A 6627-nucleotide genomic window follows, 5' to 3' on the forward strand; every position below is an offset into this window, starting at 1 on the left:
ATGAGACATTCACACCCGGCCCGTTCTGAGGACGGCCTCCGTGAGGTACACCAGAAATTGGCGAACCTCGTCATGGGGGATCGCACTCGCCAAGGCCACAGCCCTCTCTCTTTCTTTCCGAAATATTTTTTCGGCTGCTGCGAAAACCCCGCGACGCTCAAATTCCGCGCGAACTCCGTAAATTCTTTCCAGCATCGCATCCTGACTTGCGTCAGGGGGGAACGCTATCATGTCGGCGAATTGTGCTCCCCAAAAGTGCCAGCCAAGTGCCCAAAATAATGTCGGCCGCCGGGAAAGCAAATCCGTGCCCAGCAATCTTTTGTTGTCTTCCTGCACTTCCCAATCGCTGAGGTCGTTCTGGATTTGAAACGCGATACCAAATGCATGCGCAAATTTGCGAACTTGCCAAACCCACTCCGGCAACGGACCGGCCAGTCGGAGACCAGCCAGAATAGAGACTTCGAACGCCGGCCCTGTCTTCATTGCGTAAATGCGGAGAATCTGAGGGACGCGAACCGGCTCCGATGGGTTGCGAGCCAGCCAGAGCTCTGCGCCCTGTCCAGAACAGAGCTCGACGTGGGCCTGAGAAAACACTCGCACCAGGTCAGCGACGAGCCCTCCTGGCGTCTCACCTGCCGGCGTGTCAATCGATGCAATGGCCGAGTAGCCCAGGCCAATCAGGTAATCGCCCACATTCAACGCAATGGGTATTCCCCAGCGCTCGTGAAGCGTCGTCCGCCCGTAGCGGTAGCGGTCGCCGTCCTCAATGTCATCGTGGATTAAAGAAGCCTTGTGAAAAACCTCTACCGCCAGGGCCACACGCCGCACGTAGTCCGGGACCTCGATTGGGGTATCGCCCAATAGCTTTGCGAGTTTCCCGCCCCCGACAGCATCGTATACTCCCAGGGTGATAAACGGACGATAGTACTTGCCCCCCTCTTTGAGATAGCTGTAGCCAATGTCCTCAGTAATCGCCAGAGGATCTTCAGCCCCGTTTCCCTGGATAGCCGCTGCCACCTGCCGCGGCAAAATGTCCTCCGCATTGTCCCGAACGATCCGCACGGCGAGTCGCATCAGGGGTAGATACGACCGGCCAACCAGTGTCTGCGGAACGTAGGGCGTTTCAATCATTTCGACAATCCAATCCTCGTCGGTGGCCGTATTCTGACAACGATCGACCAGCAACGGGACGGCCATGCACGGGATTCCCGCCATCAGAATGCGTTCCAGAGAACGCTCCAGGGAATTCAAGCACGCCACTCCCAAGAGGGCATCCGCTTCACCACTGAGGATCAGCCGCATCACAACAGGTGAGCCCTCAGCAATGAGGACTCGGTAACCTTTTGCCCGAGCCATTTCCCCAAGCCAGCCCAAACTGCATCCCCCGCAACCGAGACACGCCAGACCTCCTCTGGAATAAGAAGCCGCGCACAGGCTGGCGTTGCGCATGCAATGTGGTAGCAGCAAAAGACGTCTTTCATAGGGGACGTTCATCACCTGCGGTTGCCAAAAAGCCGAGCCGAGGACCACCATGGTCCATCCCAGATAGGCTCGTGGCAATCCGAGTCGATGCAGAAGGGCCTCGGCCGCTCTTTCAAGTCGGGAACGCGTCAGTGGCACTGAATGATCGAAGGTGCCGGCATCTTTGATCGCTTCTCGGCGGATCAGTTCCCGTACCCCTCTGTCGACCGGGACAAGCTTGATTGTTGAGGAATTTTGGTGAGTTGCCGATTCGATCCGCGCATTTGCCACATCGTCGCGATCTGCCATTCGTGCCTCAGTTCGTCACAAATGCCTGGGAGCGGAGCAAGGATAATCACGTCGTTCTTTGAGGTTTCTGCCCGCTGAACTGCCTAGTTACCGGTTGCTGACTGGCGGTACCGCCCCAGTGCTTCCAGCGTAAAAATCAGGGGATAAAGCTCTTCAAAGTACCAAAGTCTTGCAAAGTACAGACCGATCGGGGTGGCTTGGGTCACCTTTCCTTCTTCCGTGGCTTGCACCAACCAGGTCGCTCCCCGCGTCCGTGCCTCCAGTCCGCCGCTATCTGGGGAGGCAGACATCGCAGCAACCGCAAGGGCCGTCTCCTCGACCGACCCAGAATGATCCCGGTAACTCGCCTGGCCTGGTGGGGGCAGACTTTCGGTCCAGAATCCGCGGCCCCAACTTCCATCAGGATTCTGGTTGCCAGCCAACCATCCAATGGCCCGCCTCCAACAATCCGTATTGTGGACGCCCAGTTCTGCAAAAGCAAGTAAGCACTTCGCGGTGCCATAAACTGGACCGGCCTCACCAGGCAGCCACTCGTTTCCGAACCAGAGCGGTAACCAAAAGCCTTCCTCGGTTTGACAATTCACAAGGAATCGCATTCCCTTGTTCAGCGCCTGGACCATCCGTTTCCTGAAGACAGCTCGCCTCTTCCAAATACGTTCAATCAAACGGCAGAGTGCCGGTGAAAAGCGATCCGAAAAATCCAGGTGCGGCGGCTCCTGCTCCTGAACGTCCAGGTGTTCCAACACCCTACTCCAACCGTGTAGTGCCCGAATAGCATGGGCTGTCAGATCAACGGCGCTCCGATCAAAAGGAAAACGCCCCCAACCGCGACAGAAGGTCGGCCAGCCCCCGTCCCGATTCTGCAAGTCCATCAGCCACTGCAGCCCGATGAGAACGTGCGGCCACAGGCGGGCCTTCTGGTCAACCGTGATTTCCGGCCAAAAATTACGCAGCGCCAGCAGGGCTCCGGCGGTATCGTCGGCGTCCGGCACCGCGCCTGTCTGATCCGTCCAGCCCCAACCTCCCGGTGCCGCCCCAGTGAATGGATGTGTATCCAGCCATTGGCACTGCGCAAGCCAGTCCAGAGACACCAAGGAGAGAAAGGGAACATCCGACGACGTTCCTCCCAGCCCAGCGGCATGTGCCGCGTTCATCGTGAGTGTGGTCAACCACGTTGCAAGGTCAACATCGACGGGCCAACTCCCGTCTTCCCGCTGATTCCGAAGTAAAAAATCCAGCGCCCTGGCTACAATCGGATGACTCGTGAGGCCTGCTGTGGCTAGACACATCAGCACAAATGACGTGAGAGGGATCGCCTCGAGATAGCCCCCGCTGCTTGGCTGCATTTTTGAGGCGACCCGGAGACAACGCGACTGAACCGCATCACGAATCAACCGAACCGGCGGGAACGAACTTGGATTCTTTTTGTGGCGCGCCAGGCCTACGGCAACCAAGGCGGGAATTGCGTAACTGACAACCGGCATCCTGAGAAATCGGTAGAACGCCTGGGGAAACACTGCCAGTTCAAAGGGAAGTTGAGGGACGCTTTTCCAGGGAAAAATCCCGGCAATCGCACAGTTGGTTAGGATCGGAGCCACAAACGTCTGGTCGGCCCCATAGCGGTTTCTCAGTCCCCGGAGTTCTCCCTGGGATTTGAGATACGCTTCGGCCTCCGCCAGAATGTACCTACAGTCGTCTAATCGACCAGCCAGGTGGATGGCGGCTACGGCGAGATAGGTTGTCGCAACATTGGATCGGGAACGCTCCGTATCCCCCCAACCCCCGTCGTTTTGGTGGGTTTTCTTAAGATATTCAACGCCCAATGAAATCCCCCTGTTTAAACTGGCCGCGTCCACAGGTGGAACGCTAACTTCCGTCGCGTTTTGCCTGTAAATTGCCAAAGCGGAGATAGCCGTCGCGGTAGCCAGCGGGGAAGAACACAGATGCCCGCGCCAGAAACCCTCAGGTAACCGCCTGGCGTGCAAAAGATCCCAGACAGTCTGAATCGCTCGTTCGATCCGAGCCACTGTCAACGCTTCACTCATCGCCATCCCAAATTCCCACAGTTACTTGCGGGCATGCAGGTCTTGTCTCTGCGGCCGATTCGAGGACCGCCACGAAACATCCGCTGGGCCCCAAGGAAACAAACCGGGTTTTTACCTCGCACCATTCCGTACACGCCGATTGAGCGTATTATAATCGGCAGAGATGAGACATCTGCCGGTGGACAGGCGTGTCGTGATGCCATCCCATTCCGCTGAATAAAAGGAAGCGGGTCTATGATAGTTCCGCGTTTGTTATTTCGGGCAGTGACGAGAGTTTCTCCCCGCAATCTTTACAACGCGTGGCGATTGTGGTTCGTGCCCGGTTTTGCGGCGCTGCGGAAGTTTCGCGAAAGGCAGGCCGAAGGGGAATTCTTCCCGCCTTTTTTCTTTATCGCGCTGACCGATGCGTGTAATCTCCAATGTCGGGGATGCTGGATCACCAGCCAGGGTAAACCTCGGCAGTTGACATTGAATGACGTCACCTCGTTTATCAACTCAGCCAAAACTCAGGGAAACCGGTTCTTCATTTTGCTGGGGGGAGAACCGTTTCTTTATAAGGATCTTGTCACAATCTTGGAAACCAACCTGGATTGCTATTTTCAGATTATCACCAACGGCATGCTCATTTCGAATGAGAGCGTCCGAAAGATCGCTCGTGTGGGAAACGCAACGTTGCTGATCAGTGTTGACGGTTTTCAGTCGGCCAACGATTTTCGTCGGGGAGAGGGGGTGTTCGGTCAAGTTGTCCACGCGATGAAGCTGCTCAGAAAGCATCGGATTCTGTTTGGGATTGCCACAACGTTGACCTCGACTAATTGGGAAGAGGTGTTAAGCCGCGACTTCATTCGTTGGGCGGATTCGCAGGGGGCCATCTATTTGTGGTACTACATCTACCGCCCCGTCGGACCGTCGCCTACTCCAGAGCTGGCCCTAAGCCGCGAGCAAATCGCTGCAGTCCGCCAGCGTCTCCTCGCATTGCGAAGAGAGAGTCCGATCATCCTGATCGACACCTATTGGGATGCCGCAGGACGTGCTTTTTGTCCCGCCGCGGCAGGGCTGGGCTACCATATTGGCCCGGCCGGGGATATCGAGTTGTGCCCGCCCCTTTCCTTCGCTACGGCAACTATCGGCGACAACAGTGGCGATCTTTTGCAAACGATTCGAGAGAACAGTCTCCTCAGAGATTTCCGCGCGTTTGTCCACGCCCGCACTCGTGGCTGCGTCATTCTTGAGCACCCTCAAGACCTGATCCAATTCCTAAGAGAACACGAGGCCCGGGATACAAGCGGCCGGGATGCATACCATGAACTCAGCCAGCTTCAACCGCGCCCCAGTCATCATCTGCCCGAGGCCGAGCTCCCTGAAGATACCTGGCTGTATCGCTGGCTCAAAAAAAACCTCTTCTTCGGCCTGGCAGCCTACGGCTGAACCCTCGGGTAGGCGCCAATAATCGTTATAATGGCACGAAAGTATCCTGTTTGTACCGTATCCGGCAGCTGGGCTGACACCTGTTTTCGAGAATAATCCACCCGGAGCTTGTGTCGATAGCCATAATCATCGAGAGGGGGAAACATCCATGATCATTTACGTCGTTCGACATGCCTGGGCGGAAAAACCTGACAGCTCGCGATGGCCCGATGACAGTCAGCGGCCCCTCACCGAAGAAGGAAGGCGTCGTTTTCGACGCTTTGCCAGACGACTCGTGAAACGGGGCCTCAAAATGGGCTTGATCGGTACCAGCCCCTACCTGCGCTGTGTGGAAACGGCGGAAATTCTCATGTCCGCCACCAGGGAAACCGTGTGCGTTGAGGCGGTCCCGGCCCTGGCTCCGCAGGGTAGTTTCGACGAATTGATGGAGTGGTTGGGAAAGCACTCTTCCGATGCGAAGCAGAATATCGCCCTGGTCGGCCATGCTCCCGATGTAGGCGACCTGATCAGTCGTCTTGTGGGCGGCGGAACGTTCGACTGCGCCAAGGGTTCCGTGGCAGCGATTGAGTTCAAAGAGCAACCCAAGCCGGGGGAAGGACACCTGCTTTTCCTCGTCACAGCGGGCCTGCTCAAATGTTGACGCGGACGTTCATCGGACTGGGAAAGCCGAAAAGCGTCGGCCTTTTCGCATAACCTGTGCCAGGGGATAATGATCTGCAAAGGCCGCAGGTGTGACGGGCCATGTCTTGAACAGTTAAGACCACGGAGAACGCCGCGGATGATTGCTACCTTCGAATATATCGAGCAAATCATCAACACGTGTAAGAAGGCGGCGCAGGCCAATCTGGAGACGCCTAGCCGTCAAGGCAACCTCATCGTGCTCTCCTCGCAAGATGGTACCGACGTGATGATTACCGGCGATTTGCACGGGCATCGACGTAATTTCAATCTCATCAGGCGAATCGCCGCTCTGGACAAGAATCCGAGCCGACACCTCGTCATCCAGGAAGTGTGCCACGGGGGCCTGACGTATCCCGATGGCGGCTGCATGTCTCACACTGTTCTGGAAGACGTGGCGAAATTGAAAACCCAGTATCCGGATCGGGTTCATTTCATCCTCGGCAATCACGAGCTTGCCGAAATGACCGATTACCCCATCCAGAAGAACAAACAGATGCTCAATTTTTTGTTCAGGTTGGGTATTCAGCACGTGTATGGTCCCGCTGCCGATCGGGTCCGTCAAGCTTACATTGAATTTATCCAGACGTGTCCCCTGGGGGTCGTTATTCCGGGAGGTGTTGTCGTGACTCACAGCCTCCCTGAAAACGTGGACAAGCAAGGATTCGACGTGAGCGTTTTCCATCGCCCCCTGGACATTCTGGAG

Annotated in this window: 5 protein-coding genes; 3 read left to right on the forward strand and 2 right to left on the reverse strand. The window is 56.5% G+C overall.

Annotated features, from left to right (window positions below):
* Positions 1–9: 9 nt before the first annotated feature.
* Positions 10–1770 (reverse strand): polyprenyl synthetase family protein, encoded by a 1761-nt coding sequence (locus tag ABJK56_RS03440; protein ID WP_347243268.1) that lies wholly within the window; start codon positions 1768–1770, stop codon positions 10–12.
* A gap of 83 nt (positions 1771–1853) precedes the next feature.
* Entirely contained in the window at positions 1854–3821 is a 1968-nt protein-coding gene (locus tag ABJK56_RS03445; RefSeq protein ID WP_347243269.1) for a prenyltransferase/squalene oxidase repeat-containing protein, read from the reverse strand.
* Between the two features lie 228 nt (positions 3822–4049).
* On the opposite strand from ABJK56_RS03445, the gene ABJK56_RS03450 reads away from it, so the two are divergent.
* The 3 genes from ABJK56_RS03450 to ABJK56_RS03460 all read left to right on the forward strand — a co-directional run.
* Positions 4050–5243 carry a radical SAM protein gene (locus ABJK56_RS03450; protein WP_347243270.1) on the forward strand — a complete coding sequence of 398 codons (1194 nt, stop codon included), beginning with the start codon at positions 4050–4052 and terminating at the stop codon, positions 5241–5243.
* A gap of 148 nt (positions 5244–5391) precedes the next feature.
* Positions 5392–5883 carry a phosphohistidine phosphatase SixA gene (gene sixA / locus ABJK56_RS03455; protein WP_347243271.1) on the forward strand — a complete coding sequence of 164 codons (492 nt, stop codon included), beginning with the start codon at positions 5392–5394 and terminating at the stop codon, positions 5881–5883.
* A 138-nt stretch (positions 5884–6021) separates the two neighbouring features.
* Positions 6022–6627: metallophosphoesterase (locus ABJK56_RS03460; RefSeq protein WP_347243272.1), on the forward strand; the 606-nt coding region annotated here is incomplete at its 3' end.

Source organism: Thermogutta sp. (assembly GCF_039793925.1).
Classification (GTDB): Bacteria; Planctomycetota; Planctomycetia; order Pirellulales; family Thermoguttaceae; genus Thermogutta.

Excerpts from the sequence above, each read along its gene's own strand:
- ABJK56_RS03440 (WP_347243268.1), bottom strand. The coding sequence starts at position 1,770 with ATGGCAGATCGCGACGATGTGGCAAATGCGCGGATCGAATCGGCAACT.
- ABJK56_RS03445 (WP_347243269.1), bottom strand. The coding sequence starts at position 3,821 with ATGGCGATGAGTGAAGCGTTGACAGTGGCTCGGATCGAACGAGCGATT.
- ABJK56_RS03450 (WP_347243270.1), top strand. The coding sequence starts at position 4,050 with ATGATAGTTCCGCGTTTGTTATTTCGGGCAGTGACGAGAGTTTCTCCC.
- sixA (WP_347243271.1), top strand. The coding sequence starts at position 5,392 with ATGATCATTTACGTCGTTCGACATGCCTGGGCGGAAAAACCTGACAGC.